This window comes from Eikenella sp. Marseille-P7795, from assembly GCF_916618725.1.
Classification (GTDB): Bacteria; Pseudomonadota; Gammaproteobacteria; order Burkholderiales; family Neisseriaceae; genus Eikenella; species Eikenella longinqua.
On record NZ_CAKAJZ010000002.1, the window covers coordinates 513591 to 538115 of the forward strand.

Sequence of the window (24525 nt, forward strand, 5' to 3'; positions counted from 1 at the left end):
AATCGCTCGTTTATTTGTTGGCCGTATCATGGCTTAAAGCGGGGGATGCCGTCAATTTTTCAGGTAGCCTGCTTTCGGTTTCGGCGGCCAGGCGCAACAGTGCTTCGCGGTTGGAGGGGGAAAAGGCGAGCTGTGCGGCTTCGGCCAGCGGCAGCCAGCGCTGGGCGCGATGTTCAGCGGGGGCGGTGCGCACGGGGCGGCGGGGAATCACGGCGGAGAAAACGTGCTCGGTGTTGCGGGTGATGCCGGGGGCGTAGCGGTGGCGCCAGTGTTCGTAGATTTCGTATTCGTTTTGGGTGTGCCAGTCGGTGAGGGCTTCGGGTGCGAGTCGGATGCCGGTTTCTTCGGCTACTTCGCGCAGGGCGGTGGCAAAGGGGGTTTCGCCGACTTCGAGGCTGCCGGTGACGGATTGCCAGAAGCCGGGCGGGGACACGCGCTCGAGCAGGAGGGCTTGGCCGCAACCGTCGTGCAGCACCACGAGCACGGATTCGGGGCGTTTGTAGGCGGGGCTCATCGCGGCGGCTCCGCGCTGCTGCCGGCCACTTCGTCGGAGGCGGTGTCGCCCTGCGCTCGGTAGCCGGCTTTGAGCAGGGCGGCGGCATCGGGCAAGAGCTCTTGGTTCAGTATGCGCACTTCGCGCTGCGGGAAGGGGAATTCGATGCCTTCTTCGTTGAAACGCTGCCACACGGTGAGCAAGATGGCGGAATTGAGGCCGAGGAAGCCGTTTTCCGGGTCGCGCACCCAGAAGCCGAGGCGCAGGTTGATGCCGTTGTCGGCAAAATCAATCAGATAGGCTTTGGGCGGCGGGTCGGCTTTCACCCTGTCCTGCGCGGCGGCGGCTTCCTGCAAAATCTGCAAGGCCTGCGCCAAATCGGTGTGGTAGGCTACCTGAACGTCCAGGCTCTGCCACAGCGATTTGCCGGTGTAGGATTCGTTGATCACGGCGGAAGTGATGAAGGTTTCGTTCGGAATCAGCGCTTCCTGCCCGCCGGCGCTGCGCAACACCACGAAGCGGGCGGTGATTTGCGTAACATAGCCGGTGAAGTTGTTTACGGTGAGCCGGTCGCCGGGGCGCACCGAGCGGTCGCCCAAAATGATGAAGCCGGACACATAATTGCTGGCGATTTTCTGCAAACCGAAGCCCAAGCCCACGCCGAACGCGCCGCCGAACACGGAAAGCACGGTTAAATCGATCCCCACCAGCGGCAGCGCAATCAGCACCGACAGAATCAGCAATATCGTGCGCGCCAGCTTGGAAAGCATGATTTGCAGGTTGGGGTCGAGCCGTTTGCTGCCTTTCAGGCGCGTGTCGATATAGCGCGACAGCCACATGGCGCCGACCACCATCACGCCCACCCACAGCAAGCCGGTGAGTACGGTATAGAGCGAGAGCCGCGCCGAACCCACTGAAAATTGCAGACCGCGCAGCCAGGCAATAATGATGTCGTCGATGCCGGAAGCCCACAGCAGGAAGGTGCCCCACAGCGCGGCGGCCAGCGAAGACTCCATGCGCGAGGAAAAGCGGTTGGCCGGAATGGCCGAATGGAACACCGCCAGCACCACGCGAATCAGCAGCATCCAGCGTGCCGCCATCACCAGAAGCCGCAGCCACACCGCTGTGGCGCCGAGCAGCCCGTACCACGCCACCAAGGCCGCCGCACCGGCCAGCAGCATCAGCAGCGGCCAGCAAGTGCGCCGCCAGATGTGGCGCAGCAGATAGGTTTTGCCGTCGTCGTCCGGCAGTTTGGCCAGCAGCTTGCCGGCCAGGAAATAGGTGCCGAGCAAAATGCCAACGGCCAGCGCGAAATCCAGCCAGCCGCGCGTGCCGGAAAGGCTGCCGAGCAGCTGGTTCAGCCCGAATTCTTCGCGCGAAAATAAGGCGAGCAGATGCGATTTGCCGCTTTCGCCAAGGTTGTCGAGCCATTCGGCGTTGTCGGCGGCGGTGAGCAGGGGGAGCATGAAAAATCCGTTTCTTGAAGCGAGATGTGTGATGGGGTGGGATTATAGCAAGGGGGCAATGGTTTCATTGCTGGTTTTTCGAGTGGAATTTTTCAGGTAGCCCTTTATAGCGAATGAACACGCTTTCAATACCAAGCGGCGAGCGGCAAACGATACAGTAGTCTGGCAAGGAGAGCTAACGCTTTAGCGAAAGTTAAGTTCATTTGCTATAGCGTGTTGGGTATGACTTAGGCAACGGCAGCAAGCACCCATCATCCGGCTGTCCACAAAAAAGCCGTCTGAACATTCAGACGGCTTTGCATTTGGCGAAGCAGAATTAGTCGAAAATCTCACGCCAAGAGATGCGGCGGATGAGGGCAGTTTCAAAGGTGTTGGTCGGTGCCTCCATAAGACCAGTATCACCAGCAAGGATATTACGGATACTGCGTTGGCCAGCCACTACAGCCTCTTTAGCAGTACCAACCGGAGCCATGATACCACCCACTTCCAGCATACCGCCCAATTTATCGGCGCCATCAAAGCGGCCGTCTTTGTTGGTATCGAATGCCGGCAGATTGTACTGACCACCAGTTTGCAGATCCACTGCAATCAATGCCGTGGCACCGTTTGCTTTACACACATTGGTGCTATTCGGAAGGCTGCGTACTGCCGTAAAGGTAGCCACACGGTTCGCCCTCACACCAGGCTGAGACACAATGGCCTGACCCGGGAGCAGCGTTAAGCGCCAGCCTTTATGGTGGCTCTGCAAGGCATTTTGGGTCACCTGATAAAGTTTCTGCTGCAGGTTTTTGTTGGTTGAATAAATAGCATCAACATCTTCACTGCTACCAATGCTCTGCCCCAACAAATCGTTATCGCTAATCGGCCCTTGTTCGGCGAAGAGGCCCAGCGCATAGTTCTGCACGCCCGGCGCAACGTCATTCAGTGAGAAATACTGGCCGGTACCCGCAATCACATACAGGTGACCACCGGTTTGCACCACTGTCGGAGCAGCCGTAATCGGTGAGCCTGTGCCGCTGGGGGTGTACAGGGGCTGGTTGTTATAAGCCTTAGCCCAAGTGCTACTAGTGGCATCATAGTTCACTCGCCACATTTTGCCGCTCAAATCGCCAACAAACACGGCTTCCGGAATATCGTCGCCATTTTGGTCATAGATTGTAGGTTCACCCACACCTTCCTGACCCAACGGCACTTTCCAGTAGTTGCGATTAAGCTGCCAAACACCACTATTATTATCGGCGCGCAAAATATACAGGTAGCCGCTGTTGGAATTGCTGTTTACACCGCTGCTAAAGATCACAATCGGATTGTTGTCTTTATCTTTGGCAATAGTCGGTTTGCCAACGGTTAAGCCCAAATCGGGATCATCGGCATTTGAGAATTCCCATAGCACATTAGACGCGCTGGGGTTACTCAAATTGGTAACATCCAAGGCATACACCGAAGCACCACCACGGCCTGCCGAGCCCACCACGATGGATTTTGCCGTGTTGCCGAAGCAAACTTCGCCTGTAACCGGCGTACCATCATTCAAATACTGATGCTGCGGGTTATCTGTACGCAACGACAAGCTATACAGTTTTGGCAACGCAGTAGACGGGATATAGCCCATCACTTCACCGCCATCCTGATTCAAGATATGCAACACACCAGCATTGGAGGCCGTGGCATAGAAGTTGGGACGAACGGTGATATTCCTATTGGCGTATTCACAACCATTAGGTTTCTGCTGCGGCGGCAAGATAGGCTGCACACCGGAATTGATGATGGTGCCCAGCAAGCCTCTCTCGCGTTTGCGCCAAGCAGAGCCTTCTAAGCTCGGATCACCCAATGTGTACTGAATCAGGCTATTAGCAGAAGCGCCGGCATTCATCGCGCTAGAGAAAGCTGCTGCATTTCCGGGAGTAAACTGTACAGTACTGCCACTGGTACTTTCGGTAAACAACTTGCGGGAGCCCCAACCTGTGGCTGTATGGAATACTTCTAACTTAGAAGAAGCACGCCATGCAGGAGTAAAAGTTAAGCCATTCCCTTGCAAGCCGATTCTCTGTGCAATCACATCGCCCGACAGTTCATCCACGTTATAAGAAGACTGCAAACCAAGTGAGTTACCGATTTTCAGCGTTTCATTCTGATGCTCAGTTACTCCCACAAATGCTTGGGATGGATCAGTATATTCATTGGCTTTTTTAAATGCATCTTCCAAAGCCTGCATCATATTTTCCGGGCTGTTACCTAAGGCGAAGTTTCTCGGCATCCCTTCAGGGAACAATATCGGTGAGCTGCTGACTCCTGGCGCATCAGCAGTCCAACTGCCGCGAGAGTCATTCGGCATCACAACAGGATTTTTAGGATCATCAGGTGCATAGTTAAAACCGCCATATTTTGCTGCCCAATAATAAGCATTACCGATTGAGTTCTCATCATTCTGCTCAAAACGGCCTTTACCGTTTTCCAGCACATCAATCATGAAAGTATTGATATGTTGATTACCTGTAATATCTGTTCGGATATCTTGAGTTCTACCCCAATAGGCCAGAGCAACAATACCGGCTGGAGAATAGGGAATCCTATTCTTACCGCCAGAACCGCGAGACCAATCCCATGTTGAACCGCCAAGTCCTTTAAATCTCTCCTGATCCAAAATTTTCGATAAAATTTCTTGCGTTTTAATTTCAGGATCGTCTTTTACACCGCTGCTGGGAATAAAATTGGGCAAATCTTTTTCATCGTGGGTAAAGGTATCGCCAATCAGAATCATGGTATTAGATCGGCATTGCGCCTCATCTGGAGAAGCCAAGCCGCGAGTGAGAGGATCATCCCAGTTGTAAATCATCGGAAATCCATCGGCTGAACGAGGATTAATACCGAATTGACGCTGAGTCTGCTCATAATAGGCAGGCATCCCTTTATGGCGCAGATAGCGCTGAGCGGTATAAAACAGCTCGGCGGCAGTATCGTAGCCTTTATAATTGCCAGCATCCCCAAATTTATTGATATAGTTAATCGCACCGCTATTGGTAACCCCTGTTTGTTTAGCATCATCGCTATCTGGATTTACCGCTAACACACCGGTTCTTTCATCCCACTCCCGACCATAAGTAATATTGTTTTCCGTTTGCGTACGATCCAGATATTTCATACGAGCACGCAACACGCCGCCGCTCACATCATTAGTATGTGCCAATTGATAGCCAAAAACGGAGAAACGCGCAGGGCGGCTATCCGGTCCGGAGCCACGGCCATACTTCTGCATCAATCCTTCCGGTTTGTACACGCTACCGTATTGACGGCAGTTAGATGGCAAGCTAGATGCGCCGGAAGTACCAGGATCACAAGCCTTCACCACCACCGGAAGCCAAAAATTCGTCAGGTTGTCTTTACCAAGAGAGGCGTTTTTTGCCACATTAACAATGGATTTAGTTGCTCCTGGAGCAATGAGGGGATTAATTATATCGCGGTCTTGATACATCAACGCGCCATCACGGTTCATACGCACCGGCGTAACAAAGAAACTTTCGTTCACAAAGAAGATCTTGTTAGGTCTGCCGATTTTCTCACTGGCTGCCACTTGAGGCTGCTGCTGAGGAGATTGCAAAGAAGGTTTACCAGGGATGGGGGAAGCATAGTAGCGGAAACCCAACGCCCTAGGCAAACCAACCGCATCCGAGGTAGTGGCAAAAGAGTCCACCATGCTGGCAGGAATAATCCTTTTCAGGAACATAAAGTTTGCAGCGGTTGGAGAAGCAATATGAATCGCTCTTAAGCGCAAGCGAAAGTGTTGCTGACCGTTCTGCTGTTGACGCGGATTCACATAAGCTCGGCGTAGGAATGTACTGCTAGTCGTATCGCCGGCCTCATAGTTAGTTGGATCATTGCCCATACCGCGCGCCCGGTTACCGCCAGTTAGAGAATAGCGGAAAATATCCACGGCAGACATCGTGGCCCAGTTTAGGAAGTTGCCACTATATTCGTCAGTATTACCGGGGCACAAACCCACATTGCCTGCAGCATCAGTGCTGGCTCTTGAAGAAACCTCAAAATATCCGTTAGTGCTACCATACTCTTTAAATGTATAGCACTTGGTATTATCGAAATACCCGAGATAATAGCGTTTCCATTGATTTTGCCGTTGAACCTGACTACTACCAATTATCAAGGTAGGATATCCGTCATCTATAAATTCGTTATTAGAATAAGCCGCACCGGCTGTCGGGTGCTCTACGGATGGAGTAAGGGTAATGTTCGGGCCATGCTTGATGGTTACGCCCGACAGGGGAATATTACTGATAGGCACGGTTGCCGCTTGAGTGGTAAAGCTGAAGCTGAAGCCGAAGCCGAAAATGGCCGCTGCCAATATGGTTGGCTTGAAATGTTTTTGTAGATTAGGAGTTTTCATTTCTGTCATTCCATTGCTTGAGTAGATAAGTAACGCTTTCCTATCATTGGTAAATTCTATCGCCGCAAGAAAAGCAATAGAATTCACTTTATCTGGCAGTTTCTATTATAACCCGTTTTCCCACAAAGAAAAACCAAGACAGGTATCCCTGTAGCAAGCAATTTCGCTGCCATACACACCACACTCCTTCAATATTTCTTGGCATCCCCCCTGCCAAGCAGCAAAAAAGCCGCTTCCCGCAGCTTTTTTCGTTCATCCCCGACCTGGAGACCGGTTGGCGCGCCAAATTCCAGATCTTCGGCCTTAACCCGCTTCCACGCACACAATCCGCCGTCGCTTTTTGGTGAAATCCTGCTCCGGTGCGCGGGCATCCAGCCGCCACTCCAGCCTAGGTGTGGGCACGCCTTGGGTGGCGAAAAAAGCGTTGAGGTGGGTGGTGAAGGCTTGCCACTGCCCGGCAGAGAGAGCGGCCTGAAGGGTCAGGATGTGCCGCTCTTGGGTGAGGCGGTAATCGACATTCCACGGCAGGATTTGGGCGATGGCGCGCGATACGGCATCAGCAAACAGGGTTTTCCGCCCGAACACCAGCGCATCGTCGCAACGGCCTTCGATGCGGCTCAATACGGTGCAGGCGCTGCCGCAGGGGCAAGGCTCGGGGCTCACTGCCAGCACGTCGTTCAGTCGGTAGCGCACGATGGGCTGGGTTTGTCGCGTGAAATCGGTGATAACGGGCACAAAGCGTTCATCATCCAGCCATTCGCGTTCGAAATAGACGAATTCTTCGTTCAGATGCAGCCGCCCGTGTGCGCAGGTGGCGGCGAGGAAGCCTTCGGTGGCTTGGTATACCTCGTGCAGATTGGGAAACACGCTGCGGATAAACTCGCGCTCCGCCGCGCCCAACACTTCCGCCGCCGACACCACCTTCTTCGGTGCCAGTTTCAGCCGCCCTGCCCGCACCGCCTCCGCCAAGGCCGCCAACACCTGCGCCGGCGCCACCACGATGGTGGGCTGCTGGCGCTCGGCCTCGGCCAGCAAATCGGCAAACGGGCGGAACAAATCATAATAGGCAAACGACAGGCAGGGCGTTCTCACCGCCTGATAAAGATTGCTGCCGGCACGCAGAAACAGCGCCACACGCTCGCCGCTCAAAAGGCCGTTCGGCAGCATTTTGGCCAACATAATGCCCGCCCACACCGCCTGTTCGCGCGGCGACACGGCAAACAGCCCGCGCATGCCCGACGTGCCAGAAGACAGGCCGATGCTGATGCCGTTTACCGTGGGCGAAAAATCGCGGCTCTGCTCGGCCTGCAAAGCGAGCGCCATGGCTGCCTCGCGGTTTAGGCCGGCGGTATTCATGCGGCTGAATTCCTGCATCATCAGCGCCTTATCCATCTGCGGCCATTGGGCGAACGGCTTTTTCAGGTAGCCCGAGAAATAGGGGCTGCAGCTGAGGGTGCGCGCGAAGAAGCGTTGCAGCTGTTGCTGTTGGTATTGCTCCAAGGCGGGGCGGCTGGTGAAACGCAGGCGGCGGGCGCGGTGGTAGGCGGTGAGCAGGGGCAGCAGGCGCATGGCGGGCTTTCGGGATGGGTTGGGATTTTTAGTTTCGCAGAAACTCACTGCGTTCGTTTTCAGGTAGCCTTATGGCGTTGGGGGCTACCTGAAAACAGAATAGTTGCTTTGCTTTTAATCGGTTTAACTGCTTGGCAATACTTTTTCAGGTAACCTTTTGCGCAGGAAGGCTACCTGAAACTTTCCGCTGCCATGTAGGCTGGGCAAAACGCCGCCAAGCTGCGTTTGAACTGCGTTGCAACATTGTTTTCAGGTAGCCTCTTCCAGCTCGTGGCTGAGGTACACGGGGATTTGCGGACTAAGCGCGGCGAGCTGGTTTAACGTGTTTTGGAAGGCGGCGGCATCGTCCATAATCAGGCGGCTCACGGCGGCGGGCGGGCGGCCTGCGCGGAAATTGCGTTGCGACCAGGCGGCATCGGCGGCCAGCAGCACCCAGCCGCGCTCGGTGTGCACAAAGGCGCCCAAGTGGCCGGCCGCGTGGCCGGGCAGCGGCAGCAGCACGATTTCGCCGCCGCTTTCGGGCAGCGCCCAGCCGCGTTCAAACGGTTTCAAGTTTTCAGGTAGCCTCTGCACGGCAAAGGCTTCGGCGGCCAGCAGGCGGCTTTCCACATCCTGCGGCATTAAATCGGGCAGGAAGCCTTTGAGCAGGGCGGGCAGGCCGCGCAGGCGGCGGATTTTCGCCCAGCCTTCGCCCGAGGCAATCAGCGGCACGGCGGGAAAATCTTTCAAGCCGGCGATGTGGTCGCCATGAAAATGCGAGAGGATGATGCCGCTCAAATCGCGGGCGCGCAGCCCTTGGGCGGCCAACTGCGCCGCCATGCCCTGCTCGGGCGAAAAATACACGGGCGTTACCCAGCGGTAGAGCCGGTATACGCCGCGCGCGGCATCGAAAAAATGGTTGGCATAGCCCGTGTCCCACAGCCAGAAGCGGCCGCGCACTTCGAATAGGAACACGCGCGCGGGAAACTCGCAGGCGCGCCAGCCCGCCCCGCGCACCGCCACGCAGGCGGGGTGGGTGCAGTATCCGGCGCTGAAGAAGTGGATTTTGGCCATGTTGTTGGATGATTGGCTGGTGGATGTGTTGGATAACGGCTGTTTATTTTTCAGGTAGCCTCCAGGCGGCGGGAGGCTACCTGAAAAATTGGCGGCAGAGTGTGCAATTAGCGCCGTGCAGCCTGCTGGCGCTACCATTTGGCGCGGCATCCGCAATCAACCCGCCGCGCGGCAGGCAATCATATAGTTCACATCGGTTTGGCGGCAGAGGCGGTAGCGGCGGGTGAGCGGGTTGTAGGTGAGGCCGCTGGCGGCGGCCACATCCAGCCCGGCTTGGCGGCAGAGGCGGGCGAGGTCGGCGGGGTTGATGAAGCGCTGCCAATCGTGCGTGCCCTTGGCCACCAGGCCGAGCACATATTCGGCGGCCACAATCGCTTGGGCGTAGGATTTGGCGGTGCGGCTGAGGGTGGAGAAAAACACGCTGCCGCCGGGCTTGGCGAGCCGGGCGCAGGCGGCAATCACGGAAGCGGGGTCGGGCACGTGCTCGAGCATTTCCATGCAGGTGACCACGTCATAGGCGGCGGGCTGCTCGGCGGCGAGCTCTTCTACGCTCACGCAGCGGTATTGCAGGTTGGCCAGCCCTTGCTGCTCGGCGTGGGCTTGGGCTACCTGAAGGGATTTTTCGGCCATGTCGATGCCGAGCGCCTGCGCGGCTTCGCGGGCGAGGGCTTCACTGAGGATGCCGCCGCCGCAACCCACGTCGAGCACATTTTTACCAGTCAGCCCACCGCTGTGTTCGCGGATAAAGCCGAGGCGCAGGGGGTTGATGTCGTGCAGGGATTTGAACTCGCCTTCGGGGTTCCACCATTGGGCGGCGAGGCGGCTGAATTTGTCGATTTCGGTGGCATCGACGTTGCGGGCTTGGGTCATGCGGTTCTCCTGATGGGTTGGGCGGGGCGGCTGCCGTTTTCAGGTAGGCTGATTGGGGCGGGAAGGCTAGCTGAAAAACAGGGGCTTAGCGGCTGCCGCTGCCGTAGCGTTGCAGGCTGCGCTGCACGGAATCTCGGATGGCGGCGCAGTATTGCGGCGGCTGTTTGCCTTCGGTTTGGCGGCTCAGGAAGGCTTTGGCTTCGTCGGCGCTGAGCACGCGTTCACAGCTGCTTTGGTTGAGCTCCTCGATGATGGTTTGGAAGGCGACTTTGTAGCGGTTGTCTTGCGCGGCATCGGGCTGGCAGGTGGTGGCGTAAATCATGATGTCGAAGCTGTCTTTCAGGTAGCCTTGGCATTGCTGTTTGCTGGCTTGGGCGGGGGCGGCCTGCGCCAGCGCGGGCAGGAAGGCGGCGGCGAGCAGGGCGAGATGGTGGGCTTTCATTTGGGTTTCCTTATATATATTACAGTTTCGGTTGGATTGAGAGGTTAGCTGAAATTTCAGGTAGCCTTTGGTTTAACGGCTGCGGTAGCGCTGTTCGATGGCGGGCATTTCGGTTTTGATGGCGGCGCAGTATTGCCGTGCGTTGCCGGGCACGCGGCTAAGCTCGCGGCGGATAAGGGGGCGCAACTCTTCGCGTTTCACCACGCTGGGGCAGCCGCTGTCGGCGAAGCGCTGGCGCACGCTTTCCACCACGGCGCGGTAGCGCTCGGTATCGCGTGCGTTGGTTTGGCAGTCGCCGGTAACGAAGGTGGAGAGCTTGAAGCCGTCGATCAGGTAGTTCAGGCATTGCTGGCGGTCGGCTTGTGCGGCAGGCCGGGCGGCGGCTTGCGGCTGGCTCTGCGGGGCAGATGATGATGCGGCACAGCCGGCCAAGGCTGGCAGCGCGATGGCGGCCAGGAGCAGTTTGGTATTGAATGTGAGCATGATGTTTCCTTTTGCGGTTGGTTTCGGCAGCGATGGGGGTGATGGAAAGGCTACCTGAAAATGCTGCCGTCTGTTTTCAGGTAGCCTCTAAACTATTCATCCCGCTGCCACAACACAAAGGCTTCGTGCTTCTCGCGCGGGCGGGCGGCCACGGCCAGCTCGGCGGCCTCTGGCACAGCGTCGCGGCGCAGGGTGGCCACAAAGCGGCAATCCTCGCCCAGCGGGTATCGGCCGTATTCCTGCCAGGCGTGCCGCACCACGGGATGCTGGGCAGACACGCAGGCATCGGCGGGCAGCGCCGCTTCCAGCCGCTCCACCACGGGGCGGTAGCTTTTGGCCGCATCCAGCCAGGGCAGGAACAGCGTGAGGATGAGCGACCAGCACAGCGTGAGCCCCGCCGCCCAATTGGTAACCGCCTGCCGCCCGCGCACATATTTGCGCGTGATGGCCAGCAGCCACACCGGCGTGAACAACACCGCCACAATCACCGGAAAATAATCGATATCACGCTGATAATACGGGCTGAAATAAGCCGCCCGCTCGGCCAGCTTGGCCGGCCAGCCGAAATTCATGGCAAAAAAGCCGAGCCACACAAACAGCGCCAGCGAGCCGAACGTCATGATGCCGAACCAGTTGAAAAACGCCGCCGCGCCGCGCCGCAGCTGGTCGGCCTGCGCCGCCGCCGCCAACACCAAAGGCGGCAGCAACACCAGCAGCCTGTCTTCATTGCGCTGCGGCGAAACGGCCAGCAGCAAGCCGAACACCAGCAGCCAAATCACACACAAGCTGTTCCAGCCGTGGCGCGGCAGGCGGCGCTGGCGGTAGAGCGTCCACAAGGCCAGCGGCCAGGCCGGGAAGGCAAACCACAGCAGGTTTTTCAGATAATAGCCAGCGGAAAAATTAAAACCCAGCCGGCCGAATCCGCCGAAGGGCGCGAGCGCATGATACCGCCACCATTGCGCAAAAGCCTCGGGCGACAAGCCGTTGAGCACCAGCGGCCACACAAACAGCAAGGGCAGCGTGAGCCCCGCCGCCGCCAAAAGCGTGAGCCAGAAGCGCTTATTGTGCCAATGCTTGTCTAGCGGCAACAGCGCCGTGGTGAGCATCACGCCCAAAAGCGGCACCAGGCTGCCGGAAAGCGAGAGCACCGTCCAGCCCAAGAGCGTGAGCACAATCGCCTTCACCGTTTTCTGCCGCGCCATCGCCAGCGCATAAAAGCTCAGGCTCAAGCCGCACAGGGCAACGATTTGCCCGCCCACGAAGTGGCTCATCATCAGCAAGCCCGGGCAGCCGATGAGCACCAGCACCGCCGTGCGCCCGTTGCGCCTCCCCAAGAGCATCCGCCCCGCCCCGCCCATGGCCGCCATCGACACCGCCGCCAGCGCCGCGTTCACCATGCGCACCGCCTCATAAGGCGGCAGCCGCCCGAACAGCTTCACAAACAGCGCCGAGAGCCACACATACAAGGGCGGCACATCCCAATGCAGCACGTCGCCATCCAGCGGCAGCCACCACTGCCCGCCCTCCAGCACCTGCCGGATCACGGCATACACCTGCGGCTCGTCTTGCCACAAATCGTGGGCAAACACGCCCGGCCACAGCCAAACGAAAGCCAGCAGCAGCAAAAGCCAAGGCCGCTCGTAAGTGGGCGGGGCGGGGCGTTGCTCGGGCGGGAGGTAGGTTAGCATGGGGTGTCCAGCGGGGAAATTCGGATTGGGCGCTATTGTATAGCAAACTGCCTGCGGTGGCAGAGGCGCAGGATAAGGAGGCTACCTGAAAACCGAGATAGGGTTTTAGCTGCATTGAAGTTCACGTTTTCAGGTAGCCTTTATTTGCCGCATTGGCTCGCGGCAGGCTGGGCATTCATGCCCAAGCTGCGGGCTTATTTTTCAGGTAGCCTCCAAGCAGCGGGCAGCGCTATACAAGATTTTGTTTTTTGTTACAATCCCGCCAGCGGAAACACCCCTTTTCCCCCTTTGCAAACAGGAGCGGCAAGATGAAACAGAACATCACCCACACGGCGGCGGGCGTATTGGCGGCGCTGCTGCTATGCGGCGCGGGCGCGGCTTGGGCACAACCCACACCAGCGCAAATTCAGCAACAAGAGTTCCAGCGGCAGCAAAACGAACTCGGTATGTATTACCAACAGCAGCAGAATAATCGGCGAACTGCCCCGAGCGGCCCCTCCGCCGCCGAAGTGCGCGCTTGGGAGCGGCGCGAGGCGCAGGTGCAGGCCGAAATCGCCCAATTGCGCCGCACGCCGTTTTATATGGCCATCGCCTACGATTTCGACACCCGCCAATCTATGTGGAGCGGCGGCTATGCATCGGAACGCCGAGCCGTGGAAGAAGCCCTGCGGCAATGCCGCTCCGCCAACTGCCGAGTAATTAAAACCTTTGCCAACACCTGCGCAGCCGTGGTGGAGCCCGACAGCCGCGCAAAATCGGCGGCAGACATCTTCGTTGCCTTAGACAAAAACGACCGGCAGGCGGCCGCCAAAGCCATGCATTCCTGCGAAGCGCGGCACGACGCGGGCAATTGCAGCTATTGGCAAGTGCGCAAACCTTTATGTACCGGCTACGATTACAGCATCTACGGCCAGCGCTGAATCCGCGGCAGCCAACCAACAGGCTACCTGAAACCATGTTTCAGTTTTCAGGTAGCCTTTTGTCGTACTTGTTCTCGGCAGGCCATCCGTCACCGCCAGTCAAAGGATAAAGGCTACCTGAAAATTTTAGCTGCGCAGAAACTCGCGAAGCTCGTTTTCAGGTAGCCTTTTGTTCACACTGCGGCAGGGTTTACGTGCGCCGTTGCAGTTTGCAGGCCTGCATGATGCCGGCGGCGAGCTCTTCCACGGATTTGTGGGTGGTGCTGGTGTGGGGGATGTTGTGCTGGCGGAACATGGATTCGGCTTCGTGCACTTCGCGCCGGCAGTTTTCGGGGCTGGCGTATTGGGAGTTGGGGCGGCGCTCGGTGCGGATGTGGTGCAACCGGGCGGGGTCGATGGTGAGGCCGAAGATTTTGCCTTTGTAGGGCTTCACCATGCGCGGCAGGTCGGTGCTGTCCAAATCATCGGGGGTGAGCGGGTAGTTGGCGGCGCGGATGCCGTATTGTAGGGCGAGGTAGAGGCAGGTGGGGGTTTTGCCGCTGCGGGATACGCCCATGAGGATTACGTCGGCATCGGCCAGGTCTTTGGCGGATACGCCGTCGTCGTGGTTGAGGGAGAAGTTTACGGCTTCCATGCGGGCGTCGTAGCGCTCGGTGTCTTGGATGCCGTGGGTGCGCCCCACTTGCAGCACGGCCTGGGTGCCGAGCTCTTCTTCGAGCTTGTTGATGAAGGCGTCGAAAAAGCTCAGGTGCAGGCCGTTGCAGTTTCTAATGATGTGGCGGATGTCTTCGTTTACGATACTGGTGAAGATGATGGGGCGCAGGTTGCAGCCGCTGGCGATTTTGTTTACTTCAGCCACGATGCGCTCGGCTTTTTCCGGGGTGTCGATGAAGGGGTAGGTGAAGCGTTTGAATTCGATGTTGTCGAACTGGTTGAGCAGGGCGTCGCCCATGCCCTCGGCGGTGAGGCCGGTGCGGTCGGAGATGAAAATAGCGTGGCGGGTGCAGGGCGGCATGGTTTTTTCCTTTCAGGTAGCCTTCAGCGGGCAGATCAATCAAACAAACGCCGTATTCTAGCAGCTTCCCGCGCACGGGGCATGACAGAAGCACGCCCAGCGGCTAAAATAGCCGCGCTTTCCCTCAATCACATATATAGGATGGAATAGAACATGTCTGGCAACAATGTAATCTGGTTTGAAAATCTGCGTATGACCGACGTGGAACAGGTGGGCGGCAAAAACGCCTCCCTGGGCGAAATGATCAGCCAGCTGGCTGAAAAAGGCGTGCGCGTGCCCGGCGGCTTTGCCACCACGGCCGAAGCCTACCGCGCGTTTTTATCGCACAACGGGCTGAACGAGCGCATCTCCGCCGCGCTGGCCGCCTTGGATGTGGACGACGTGGCCGAGCTGGCACGCGTGGGCGCGCAAATCCGCCAGTGGATTTTGGACACCCCCTTCCCCGCCGAGCTGGAAGCCGATATCAAAACCGCGTGGGACAAACTCGTGGCCGACGCCGGCACCGACCAAATCTCCGTGGCCGTGCGCTCCTCCGCCACCGCCGAAGACTTGCCCGACGCCTCCTTTGCCGGACAACAGGAAACCTTCCTCAATATTCAAGGCCTGGACAACGTGAAAGAAGCCATGCACCACGTGTTCGCCTCGCTCTACAACGACCGCGCCATCTCCTACCGCGTGCACAAAGGCTTCGCGCACGACGTGGTGGCCTTGTCTGCCGGCGTGCAGCGCATGGTGCGCTCCGACAGCGGCGCTTCCGGCGTGATGTTTACCATCGACACCGAATCCGGCTTCGACCAAGTGGTGTTCGTTACCGCCTCCTACGGCCTGGGCGAAACCGTGGTACAGGGCGCGGTGAACCCCGATGAATTCTATGTACACAAACCCATCCTGCGCCAAGGCCGCCCCGCCATCCTGCGCAAAACCATGGGCTCCAAACTGATTAAGATGATCTTCTCCGACACCGCCGAAACCGGCAAATCCGTGCAGGTGGTGGACGTGGACGAAGCCGAGCGCAAACGCTTCTCCATCAGCGACGAAGAAGTGACCGAGCTGGCCAAATACGCGCTGATTATCGAAGAGCACTACGGCCGCCCGATGGACATCGAATGGGGCCGCGACGGCCTGGACGGCAAGCTCTACATCCTGCAAGCCCGCCCCGAAACCGTGAAATCTCAGGAAGAGCGCAACAGCACCCTGCGCCGCTACCGCATCGAAGAAAAATCCGCCGTATTGTGCGAAGGCCGCGCCATCGGCCAGAAAATCGGCCAAGGCACCGTGCGCCTGATCAAAACCGCCGCCGAAATGGACCAAGTGCAGTCCGGCGACGTATTGGTAACCGACATGACCGACCCAGATTGGGAGCCGGTGATGAAACGCGCCTCCGCCATCGTCACCAACCGCGGCGGTCGCACCTGCCACGCCGCCATCATCGCCCGCGAGCTGGGCATTCCGGCGGTAGTGGGCTGCGGCGACGCCACCGAGGTGCTCACCAGCGGCCAGAGCGTTACCGTATCCTGCGCCGAAGGCGACACCGGCCTGATTTACGACGGCCTCCTGAAAGTGGAAATCATCGACCTGGCGCTCGACAACATGCCTGCCTCGCCGGTGAAAATCATGATGAACGTGGGCAACCCCGAGCTTTCCTTCGGCTTCTCCAGCCTGCCCAGCGAAGGCATCGGCCTGGCGCGCATGGAATTCATCATCAACCGCCAAATCGGCATCCACCCGCGCGCCCTGCTCGAATTCGACCGCCAAGACGCCGAGCTGCAAGCCCAAATCACCGACCGCATTTCCGGCTACGCCTCGCCGGTGGATTTCTACATCGACAAGCTGGCCGAAGGCATCGCCACCATCGCCGCCTCCGTGTATCCGAAAAAGGTGATCGTGCGCACTTCCGACTTCAAATCCAACGAGTATGCCAACCTGCTCGGCGGCAACCTGTATGAGCCGCACGAAGAAAACCCCATGCTCGGCTACCGCGGCGCCGCCCGCTACGTTTCGCCCGATTTCAAAGACTGCTTCGCCCTCGAATGCAAAGCGCTCAAACACGTGCGCGACGAAATGGGTCTCACCAACGTGGAAATCATGATTCCCTTCGTGCGCACCCTGAACGAAGCCGAAGCCGTGATCCGCCTGCTGAAGGAAAACGGCCTCGAACGCGGCAAAAACGGCCTGCGCCTGATCATGATGTGCGAGCTGCCCACCAACGCCGTGCTGGCCGAACAATATCTGAAATACTTCGACGGCTTCTCCATCGGCTCCAACGACATGACCCAGCTCACCATCGGCGTGGACCGCGACAGCGGCGGCCCGATTGCCGGCACCTTCGACGAGCGCGACCCGGCGGTGAAAGTGATGCTGCACCTGGCCATCAAAGCCTGCCGCAAGCTGAACAAATACATCGGCATCTGCGGCCAAGGCCCGTCCGACCACCCCGACTTCGCCAAATGGCTGGTTGAGCAAGGCATCGAAACCATTTCGCTCAACCCGGACACGGTGATCGAAACCTGGCTCTACCTCTCCAAAGAGCTGCCGCCCAAGCAGTAAGCCCGGCTGAAAAGCGCTAAGCAAAGGCTACCTGAAAACTTTAGCCGCACAGAAAATAAGCTGTGCCGTGTTTTCAGGTAGCCTTTTATGCCAAGGAGGCAAACCGCAGGCAAGCCGAGCGCCTTTTGCAGCAATATGCAAAATTTGCTGCCGCCGCCCGCCGCTTGAATTACAATGCCGCCCTGCGAAAGGCTACCTGAAAACGAGCGCAGCGAGTTTCTGCGAAGCTAAAACGAGCGCAACGAGTTTCTGCGAAGCTAAAACGCAACGCAGTGAAGTTTCTGCGAAGCTAAAATTTCAGGTAGCCTCTACACACACCCTTCCCGTGAAACACCCGACGCCATGAACGATTTCATCATCACACCATTCGAATCGGTAATCACCGGCTCGGAGATTTTCCGTTTGGACGCCACTTTCGAAGACATCAACCAAGAATGGGGCGAAGCCGGCCGCATCCTGATCGACAACATCATGCGCCAAACCACCGAATACCGCTCCGCCTGCGAGCTGATCTACCGGCATGAGGGCAGGCAGCTCAAATCCATCGTTTGCAGCAAACACACCCATCCCACGCTAAACGGCCTGCCCGTGTTTTCTGCCGAAAGCATCGCCGCCTGGAAAGCGCAGCACGACTATGTGGAAGACGAATACTACCTCACCTTCCCCGACCTGGGCATATGCATCGGCGGCATGGGCGGCAAGAAAATCCCCAAAGGCGAAGACCGGCTGGTGATTGCCTTTGCGCGCAGCGAGATTGAGTATTACAAAATGTTTGTGCAGATATAAACCGTTTTCAGGTAGCCTGCTTCCCGCCCAAACCTGCCTGTGTTTTTCAGGTAGCCTCCATCACACACCACCATAAGGATTCTCCCATGACCACCCACCATTTAGGCTTCCCGCTGGAGACCGTTGCCGTATTCGTTGTGCTCTCCGTGGGCGCGATTGCCATTGATTTGTTTGCCCACCGCAGCGACAAGCCCATGTCGCTCAAAAGCGCCGCGCTGTGGTCGGTGTTTTGGGTGTTGGTGTCGCTGGCGTTCGGCGGCTATCTGTGGGTGCACCACGGCAGCGAGATGGCCAGCCTGTTCCTCACCGGCTATGCGCTGGAAAAAGTGCTGTCGGTGGACAACCTGTTTGTGATCATGGCGGTGTTTTCCTGGTTCAACATTCCCGAGGGGCTGCGCCACCGCGTGCTGTATTGGGGCATCATCGGCGCGATTGTGTTCCGCCTGATTTTCGTGGCCATCGGCACCGGCCTCTTGGCGCTGGGCCCGTATGTGGAAATCCTGTTTGCGCTGATTGTGGGCTGGACGGCGGTGATGATGCTGCGCCGCGACGATGAAGCCGAGGCCAACGAAGATTATTCCGAACACCTGGCCTACCGCTGGGTGCACCGCTTCTTCCCCGTGTGGCCGCGCCTCTACGGGCACAACTTCTTCCTGCGCGGGCACGAGCTGGAAGAAGCTCGCCGCCTGCACCCCGACGTGCAGCTCGAGCCGGCCGGCGAAGATTTGAAACACCCCGAGCAAAACCATCCGCAGCCGGTGAAAAAAGGCGCGCTGGTGGCCACGCCGCTGTTTTTGTGCCTGGCCATCATCGAGCTTTCCGACGTGATGTTTGCCTTCGACAGCGTGCCGGCGGTGATTGCCGTATCCAAAGAACCGTTGATTGTGTATAGCGCCATGATGTTTGCCATCCTCGGCCTGCGCACCATGTATTTCGTGCTCGAAGCCTTGCGCGGGCGGCTGGTGCACTTGGAAAAAGCCGTGGTGGCACTGCTGTTTTTCATCGCCATCAAGCTCGCCCTCTCCGCCTCCGAGCACCTGTTCCAGCACGGCTACGAGATTTCGCCCAATGCTTCGCTGATGGTGGTGTTGGTGGTGCTGGCGCTGGGCGTGGGCGCGTCTTTCGTGTTCCCCGAAAAGCCCAAAGCCGAAGCAGACGATAAGCAGCCCTAAACGCAGAGGCTACCTGAAAGCGCCAGCTGCAGCGAAGCTAAAAATAATCGAGCCAAGCAAAAGGCTACCTGAAAAACGGTTTGCACTTGAAGCCGGCTTTTTCAGGTAGCCCTTTCCCCATCCAAGGCCACCTGAAAAATATTTGTAGCTTCGCTGCAGCCAGTACTTTCAGGTAGCCTTCTCCCTGCTAAGGGCCTGCCCTTTGTGGCATAATGCCACCCTGTTTTCACACGATTTAACCGAGCTTCCAACATGAGCAAACCACGCAAAATCCTCGTTACCTCCGCGCTGCCCTATGCCAACGGCAGCATCCATTTAGGCCACATGGTCGAACACATCCAAACCGACGTTTGGGTGCGCTTCCAAAAACTGCGCGGCAACGAATGCCACTACTGCTGCGCCGACGACACCCACGGCACGCCCGTGATGCTTGCCGCACAAAAACAAGGCATCGCGCCCGAAGACATGATTGCCAAAGTGCGCGAAGAGCATCTTGCCGACTTTACCGGCTTCCACATCGGCTACGACAATTATTACAGCACCCATTCACCTGAAAACAAACAGTTTTCCAAAGACATTTACCGCGCACTCAAAGCCAACGGCAAGATTGAGAGCCGCGTCATCGAGCAGCTTTTCGACCCCGAAAAACAAATGTTCCTGCCCGACCGCTTCGTCAAAGGCGAATGCCCCAAATGCCACGCCCAAGACCAATACGGCGACAACTGCGAAGTCTGCGGCACGACCTATTCCCCGACCGAACTGATTAACCCGTATTCCGCCGTTTCCGGTGCCAATCCCGAATTGCGCGAATCCGAACACTTCTTCTTCAAACTGGGCGAGTGCGCCGACTTCCTCAAAGCATGGACTTCCGGCAACAACCCGCACGACGGCAAGCCCCATCTTCAACCCGAAGCCCTCAACAAAATGAAAGAATGGCTGGGCGAAGGCGAAGAAACCACCCTGTCCGACTGGGACATCTCCCGCGACGCGCCGTATTTCGGTTTTGAAATTCCCGACGCGCCGGGCAAATACTTCTACGTTTGGCTGGACGCGCCTGTCGGCTACATGGCATCGTTTAAAAACCTGTGCGACCGCATCGGCATCGATTTCGACGAATACTTCAAAGCCGACAGCCAAACCGAGATGTACCACTTCATCGGCAAAGACATCCTCTATTTCCACGCCCTGTTCTGGCCCGCCATGCTGCATTTCTCCGGCCACCGCACCCCGACCGGCGTCTATGCACACGGCTTTTTGACCGTGGACGGACAAAAAATGTCCAAATCGCGCGGCACCTTCATCACCGCCAAATCCTATCTGGAACAAGGCCTGAACCCCGAGTGGATGCGCTACTACATCGCCGCCAAGCTCAATAGCAAAATCGAAGACATCGATTTGAACCTGCAAGACTTTATTTCGCGTGTAAACAGCGACCTCGTCGGCAAATACGTCAACATCGCCGCCCGCGCGTCAGGCTTTCTGGCTAAACGCTTTGAAGGTCGTCTGAAAGACGTTTCAGGCAGCGCATTGCTGGCAAAACTCGCTGCCGAAAGCGACACCATCGCCGAGCAATACGAAAACCGCGAATACGCCCGCGCCCTACGCGACATAATGGCATTGGCAGACGCCGTAAACGAATACGTCGATGCCAACAAACCGTGGGAGCTCGCCAAACAAGAAGGTCAAGACGAACGCCTGCACGAAGTATGCAGCGAACTCATCAACGCCTTCACCATGCTGACCGCCTACCTCGCCCCCGTATTGCCGCAAACCGCCGCCAACGCCGCGCGTTTCCTCAATCTGGACGCGATTACCTGGGCGAACACGCGCGAAACCTTGGGCGAACACGCCATCAACAAATACGAACATTTAATGCAACGAGTGGAGCAAAAACAAGTGGACGATTTAATCGAAGCCAACAAACAAAGCATTGCCGCCGCAGCCGTGCCTGTTGAAGACAGCAAATACGAAAAAGTCGCCGAACAGGCGAGCTTCGACGACTTCATGAAAATCGACATGCGCGTCGCCAAAGTATTGAACTGCGAAGCCGTCGAAGGCAGCACCAAGCTCTTAAAATTCGACCTCGATTTCGGTTTTGAAAAACGCATCATCTTCTCCGGCATCGCCGCGTCCTACCCGAATCCCGCCGAATTGAACGGCAGAATGGTCATCGCCGTCGCCAACTTCGCCCCGCGCAAAATGGCAAAATTCGGCGTATCCGAAGGCATGATTCTGAGTGCCGAGCTGCCCGACGGCTCCTCCCGTATCCTCAGCCCCGATGAAGGCGCCGAGCCCGGTTATAAAGTGTGCTAAGCGCCCAGCCGGCCGCCTTGTCCGCACCGTCGGCATAAGCTTTCCTGCAGCCCATTCATTTTCAGGTAGCCTCATCCGGGCTACCTGAAAATGTCTGTTCCCGTTTCAAGCAAGCTCCGTTTTCACAAAGCTCAAGGAATCCCATGCGCCAACTCCTCGCCCTCCTCCTGTTTGCCGCCTTGTCCGCCCCCGCCGTCGCACAACACCAGCCAGCCGCCCCCCATTCTGCCACGCCCACCCTCGCTGCTGAGTGCGAACAGCTCATCAAAGACACGGACACCTTAGCCACTGGTGCGTTCTGCTACCGAGACAACCCAGAAGTATCGGCATATTTCAACGAATTATCTTTAATACTGCTCTTTAACCATCCCAAAGCAGAGCTTTGTCGCCACCAATTACGCCACTCCCCCGCAAAAAACTACCGCCTCAACGCCGATTCCAACAAACTATGTATCGACAGCCGCGCCGAACGCGCCCGTCTGCGCCGCCAAATAGAAGCCTTGGTCGATGAAAAAATGCCCGAATACGCCGCCGAAGAAGCGCCTAGGCGCGGCCTCACCGCCGCCGAGCTGCTGCGCCGAACCCGTGCCGAAGAAGCCGCGCGTCGCGCCCGGGTGGATGTCTATATCCGGCAAACCGAAGGGCAATAACTTCCCGAGTTTCCCCAACAAAAGGCAAACGAAAAGGCTACCTGAAAATTTTAGCTTCGCAGAAACTGCTCTGCGTTGCGTTTTCAGGTAGCCTTTTATTCCGGCCGCCGGGCTTATTTGCCCGCTTCGCCCGAAGCAATCAAAATTTCCACGCGGCGGTTTTGCGCACGGCCTTCCGGATTGTCCGAACCGTCGGGCTTGGCATTGGGAGCCACCGGATCGGCCGCGCCCTTGCCTTCCACGGCAATCGCCTGTTGCACGCCGTGGCGCACCAGCCAGTCTTTCACCGATTGCGCGCGGCTCACCGACAACCTGCGGTTGTATTCCGCGCTGCCTTTGGCATCGGTGTAGCCCACGATGGTAACCTTCGCCGCCGCGCCGCGCTCGTTAATCATGGCCGCCACTTTCTCCAGCGCGCCCGCCGCTTCCGGCTTCAGGCCGGCCTGGCCGAAATCAAACAGCACGTCGGACGACAAATTCACCGCCGTGCCCTGCGCGGTTTCGCGGGTGGTGAGCGTGTCGCCCTGCGCCATATTGTGGGCGGATTCCTTCATGCCGCTATCCGACAGGCTGCTCAGGCCGGAGGACGCGCCCTGCGGCTGGGAAACGCTAGCCGCGCCTTCGGAAGCCGCCGAGGCCGCCGCATCGGAAACCGCAGCAGCGGATGCGTCAGACGCCGCAGCGGCATCGGACACGGCCGAAGCCTGGCTCGCGGCAGAGGCATTCTGCGCCGCGCCGGACGGCTGGCCGCCGCAGGCAGACACGGCAAACAAAGCCGCCACCATCACAGATAAAGTTTTCAAATTCATGGTGCACACTCCTATCGGGTTGAAATCGGACAAACGGCTCTAACAGCAAGCCGGTATTCCCGCGCCGTTGGCAGGCCAACCGCTGCGGGAACAGGCGGATAGTACCGCAAAACAGGCTGGCGGAACAATCAATTGGCTGCAAAATTGAGTGCTTGCTCCGGGATATTTTTCAGGTAGCCTTATATTACGCCCCGACAACAGGGGCAAGCAGTAAAAACCAATCTGAACAGTATCTTAGGCGGTTGCTTGACAGCCAGCCTGCATTCGAGTAAGCAAAGATTGCCCTTGTGTCATAGACCAAGGGCGATTTTTTATGAAACTCAAGCAACAGATGATGAAGCAGGGCAAGGCAAGCATAGCGAGCCGAAGCCTTCCTTGTCTGAATAGAAACAACTCAACCGAAGCCAAGACGGCACCTTCGAAATGGTGCAGTCAGGCCGATAATGCCGAAGCTGCACAGGTTCGGCTGAATGAGTTCACGACCGCCCACCGCAAATCAGCCTATGTGCTGCAACTCAACGTCAAGTCTTTTATAGACCGCCACGGCATCGACCGCGTTGGATTTTTAACGCTGACTTTTGCCGACGAAGTCAAATGTCCGAAAGAAGCACAGCGTCGCTTCAACAGCCTACGAACCCACTTTCTCAAAAAACATTACCCCCAATACATCCGCGTAGTCGAACGCACCAAAACAGGCCGCATACATTACCACCTGCTAGTAGCCTGCAAGGAAAACATCCGCCGCGGTCTGAACTTCCGCCAAATCGCCGCCCGTAATTACAAAAGCGCGAATGCCGCGATACGCGGTCACTGGGCACGCCTGCGCGAAGCAATGGGCAAATACGGCTTCGGCAGAAGCGAACTAATGCCCGTCAAAACCAACAGCAAAGGCTTGGCAAACTACATTGCCAAATACATAGGCAAGCACATAAACGCACGGATAAGCGCAGACAAAGGCGTTCGCTTATGCCAAACCAGCCAAGACAAAGGCTTTCGCTGGAAGATTGCGACAAGTGGCTTTCAATTCGTAAGCGAAGGGTCGAAGCAATGGCGGCAGAAACTCGCCAAGTGGGCGCAAGAATGGGACAGCTACTTTTTCTACAAAACCCTGAAGGAAAGCAAAACACGGGGCGAACCGCAAAACTACATATCGATAAACCCGAAGATTTCCGCCCCAGCATGGACGGCAAACCGTGGACAGCCCCAGCCTACGCACCGCAAAACACAGCCATTTCTACGATGCCCTACCCTGTCGCCTGTGTGAAAAGCGGCGCGGCCTGTACCTGTTATACCGACCAAGCCACCCCGATACGGGGCATGGATAAAGGCTTGTGTATCGACTTTGCCGAAAACGGCATTTACAATCCCTACCGAACCGCCGCGCAGAGTGCCGCAGCGGATAAATCATAGGAGGTGTGAAATGTTTGAGAAGGTGCATTTAGGTAAAGCAGTTAGTGATATAAGGTATTTGCAAGACGAAATGTTTGATGGCAATAATCTTTTTGCAAAGCGTGTCCTTGGCAACCCACAGCCTGAAAATAGAACCTTGGGCGCGTTGGTAGTGGACAGCCAGCAAGCGAACGTTTTGGCAAAAGCATTGGCCACCGTCAAGCAAGAATTCGAGTTAGACCGCGCCGAAAGCCTGATAGTGGCAAATATGATTGAAGCCGTTGAGCAGTTGTTTGCTGTCGTCTCGCAAACAAGGCGAGTAGAATAGTTTTTGTAGTACCCCGCCCAATGGAAGCCGTGAAAGGTAGCTGGTCGTAGGAGGCCGAACAAAAGATAGGCAGGGCGGGATTTCCGCATTTAATTCTGAACAGTATCCAAGGCCGCCAAATGGTATGCCTGCA

20 protein-coding genes are annotated in these 24525 nt (G+C 57.4%); 9 read left to right on the forward strand and 11 right to left on the reverse strand.

Going from position 1 to position 24525, the window contains the following annotated elements:
* Nucleotides 1-10 precede the first annotated feature (10 nt).
* The 9 genes from nudB to LG371_RS06100 all read right to left on the reverse strand — a co-directional run bounded on the left by nudB (nt 11) and on the right by LG371_RS06100 (nt 12463).
* On the reverse strand, nt 11-514 hold the full coding sequence (nudB, locus tag LG371_RS06060) for a dihydroneopterin triphosphate diphosphatase (RefSeq protein ID WP_225748015.1): 504 nt from the start codon (nt 512-514) through the stop codon (nt 11-13).
* Nucleotides 511-1959: a mechanosensitive ion channel family protein gene (locus LG371_RS06065; protein ID WP_225748016.1), complete on the reverse strand. Its 1449-nt coding sequence runs from the start codon at nt 1957-1959 to the stop codon at nt 511-513. The genes nudB and LG371_RS06065 overlap by 4 nt, the downstream gene beginning before the upstream one ends.
* A 316-nt stretch (nt 1960-2275) precedes the next feature.
* Complete coding sequence (locus tag LG371_RS06070; protein ID WP_225748017.1) at nt 2276-6445, reverse strand: pilus assembly protein; 4170 nt, start codon at nt 6443-6445, stop codon at nt 2276-2278.
* Nucleotides 6446-6661: 216 nt separating this feature from the next.
* Nucleotides 6662-7927: a F390 synthetase-related protein gene (locus LG371_RS06075; protein ID WP_225748018.1), complete on the reverse strand. Its 1266-nt coding sequence runs from the start codon at nt 7925-7927 to the stop codon at nt 6662-6664.
* 249 nt (nt 7928-8176) lie between these two features.
* A complete protein-coding gene (locus tag LG371_RS06080; RefSeq protein WP_225748019.1) occupies nt 8177-9118 on the reverse strand; it encodes an MBL fold metallo-hydrolase in 942 nt (313 codons plus the stop codon).
* An 18-nt stretch (nt 9119-9136) separates the two neighbouring features.
* Nucleotides 9137-9850 (reverse strand): bifunctional 2-polyprenyl-6-hydroxyphenol methylase/3-demethylubiquinol 3-O-methyltransferase UbiG, encoded by a 714-nt coding sequence (gene ubiG / locus LG371_RS06085; RefSeq protein ID WP_067595139.1) that lies wholly within the window; start codon nt 9848-9850, stop codon nt 9137-9139.
* 85 nt (nt 9851-9935) lie between these two features.
* A complete protein-coding gene (locus LG371_RS06090; protein WP_067595135.1) occupies nt 9936-10292 on the reverse strand; it encodes a hypothetical protein in 357 nt (118 codons plus the stop codon).
* 72 nt (nt 10293-10364) lie between these two features.
* Nucleotides 10365-10775 carry a hypothetical protein gene (locus LG371_RS06095; protein ID WP_067595132.1) on the reverse strand — a complete coding sequence of 137 codons (411 nt, stop codon included), beginning with the start codon at nt 10773-10775 and terminating at the stop codon, nt 10365-10367.
* A gap of 92 nt (nt 10776-10867) precedes the next feature.
* On the reverse strand, nt 10868-12463 hold the full coding sequence (locus LG371_RS06100; protein WP_225748020.1) for a glycosyltransferase family 39 protein: 1596 nt from the start codon (nt 12461-12463) through the stop codon (nt 10868-10870).
* 308 nt (nt 12464-12771) lie between these two features.
* On the opposite strand from LG371_RS06100, the gene LG371_RS06105 reads away from it, so the two are divergent.
* On the forward strand, nt 12772-13383 hold the full coding sequence (locus tag LG371_RS06105) for a DUF4189 domain-containing protein (protein ID WP_225748021.1): 612 nt from the start codon (nt 12772-12774) through the stop codon (nt 13381-13383).
* A gap of 190 nt (nt 13384-13573) precedes the next feature.
* On the opposite strand, the gene LG371_RS06110 is transcribed toward LG371_RS06105, so the two are convergent.
* Entirely contained in the window at nt 13574-14398 is an 825-nt protein-coding gene (locus tag LG371_RS06110) for a pyruvate, water dikinase regulatory protein (RefSeq protein ID WP_082890806.1), read from the reverse strand.
* Between the two features lie 153 nt (nt 14399-14551).
* Between LG371_RS06110 and ppsA the strand changes: the two genes are divergently transcribed.
* From ppsA to LG371_RS06135, 5 genes are all read left to right on the forward strand, one after another.
* Nucleotides 14552-16945, forward strand: coding sequence for a phosphoenolpyruvate synthase (gene ppsA, locus LG371_RS06115; protein WP_067595124.1), 2394 nt, complete (start codon nt 14552-14554; stop codon nt 16943-16945).
* Between the two features lie 342 nt (nt 16946-17287).
* Entirely contained in the window at nt 17288-17731 is a 444-nt protein-coding gene (locus LG371_RS06120; protein WP_067595121.1) for a hypothetical protein, read from the forward strand.
* Nucleotides 17732-17817: 86 nt separating this feature from the next.
* A complete protein-coding gene (locus LG371_RS06125; RefSeq protein ID WP_067595113.1) occupies nt 17818-18903 on the forward strand; it encodes a TerC/Alx family metal homeostasis membrane protein in 1086 nt (361 codons plus the stop codon).
* Between the two features lie 252 nt (nt 18904-19155).
* Nucleotides 19156-21216, forward strand: a complete 2061-nt coding sequence (gene metG / locus LG371_RS06130; RefSeq protein WP_225748022.1) for a methionine--tRNA ligase — start codon at nt 19156-19158, stop codon at nt 21214-21216.
* Between the two features lie 143 nt (nt 21217-21359).
* The gene (locus tag LG371_RS06135; protein WP_225748023.1) at nt 21360-21866 is read left to right on the forward strand and encodes a hypothetical protein; all 507 of its coding nucleotides are present in this window, start codon (nt 21360-21362) and stop codon (nt 21864-21866) included.
* A gap of 113 nt (nt 21867-21979) precedes the next feature.
* Here the strand turns inward: LG371_RS06135 and LG371_RS06140 are convergent, their stop codons facing one another.
* Nucleotides 21980-22675 carry an OmpA family protein gene (locus tag LG371_RS06140; RefSeq protein WP_225748024.1) on the reverse strand — a complete coding sequence of 232 codons (696 nt, stop codon included), beginning with the start codon at nt 22673-22675 and terminating at the stop codon, nt 21980-21982.
* Between the two features lie 313 nt (nt 22676-22988).
* Between LG371_RS06140 and LG371_RS06145 the strand changes: the two genes are divergently transcribed.
* The 3 genes from LG371_RS06145 to LG371_RS06155 are packed head-to-tail and all read left to right on the forward strand — an operon-like array spanning nt 22989 to nt 24392.
* Nucleotides 22989-23939 (forward strand): replication endonuclease, encoded by a 951-nt coding sequence (locus LG371_RS06145; protein ID WP_225747994.1) that lies wholly within the window; start codon nt 22989-22991, stop codon nt 23937-23939.
* Nucleotides 23915-24085, forward strand: a complete 171-nt coding sequence (locus LG371_RS06150; RefSeq protein ID WP_225748025.1) for a hypothetical protein — start codon at nt 23915-23917, stop codon at nt 24083-24085. The genes LG371_RS06145 and LG371_RS06150 overlap by 25 nt, the downstream gene beginning before the upstream one ends.
* A gap of 10 nt (nt 24086-24095) precedes the next feature.
* Nucleotides 24096-24392, forward strand: coding sequence for a hypothetical protein (locus tag LG371_RS06155; RefSeq protein WP_225748026.1), 297 nt, complete (start codon nt 24096-24098; stop codon nt 24390-24392).
* Nucleotides 24393-24525 lie beyond the last annotated feature (133 nt).